Below are 931 nucleotides of genomic sequence, written 5' to 3' on the forward strand. Positions count from 1 at the left end.
CCCGGCCTCCTGCGCCACCGACTCCGGGAGCGCCACCTCGGCGAAGAGATCCTCGCCGCGGCGCCACACCGCCCGCAGCCCCTGGAACGCCGGCCCGTAGCCGTACGGGGTGTCGGCCAGCGACTCGTACATGCCGCTGACGTCGACCGCCGTGGCGCCACGCGGCGGCCAGACTGCGAAGTCCTCCTCCGCGACGGCGCTGCCCTCGGACGGGGCCACCACGCCGCTCGCGTGCTGCGCCCAGCCCTGCTGCGCATCGGCGGCATCGGGGCGGGAGAACACCTCGACCATCCGCCGTCCGTCCTCATCGGCGTCGGCGACGACGACCTGGACCTGCACCCCGCCGCCGTCGGCCGGGAAGATCAGCGGTGCCTGGAGGGTCAGTTCCTCCAGCAGGCCGCAGCCCACCTGGTCACCGGCCCGCACCACCATCTCGACGAACCCGGTACCCGGCAGGAGCACCACCCCGCCGACCACATGGTCACCCAGCCACGGGTGCGTGCGCACCGACAGCCGCCCGGTGCACACCACGCCGGTGCCACCGGCCAGTTCGACCGCCGCACCCAGCAGCGGGTGGCCCACCGCACCCAGGCCCAGGGACACCGCGTCCCCGCCGAGAGCCGGCCCCGCGGCCGGCGGCCAGAACTGCTCGTGCTGGAAGGCGTAGGTGGGCAGCTCGATCCGCTCGCCGACGGGCAGGACGGATGTCCAGTTCACGGGCGCGCCGTTGACGAAGGCCTCGGCCAGCGAGGTGACCAGGCGCGTCGTGCCACCGTCGTCACGCCTCAGCGTTCCGCACACCGCCGCGGGCACCGAACCCGGGCCCGCCTCCTGGGCGACCTCTTCGAGGGTGTCGTTCATCGCGCCCATCAGCACCGGGTGCGGAGTGACCTCCACGAACACCTGGTAGTTCTGGCTCGCCAGGGTCCGC

General features: G+C 73.9%; 1 protein-coding gene. It reads right to left on the reverse strand.

What is annotated here, in order from left to right:
• Nucleotides 1-931, reverse strand: a 931-nt coding sequence (locus tag J0670_RS38695; RefSeq protein WP_207817447.1) for a polyketide synthase dehydratase domain-containing protein, incomplete at both ends; no start/stop codon positions are given.

The sequence above is a fragment of the Streptomyces sp. FH025 genome (assembly GCF_017427025.1).
In the GTDB taxonomy this organism is placed as follows: Bacteria; Actinomycetota; Actinomycetes; order Streptomycetales; family Streptomycetaceae; genus Kitasatospora.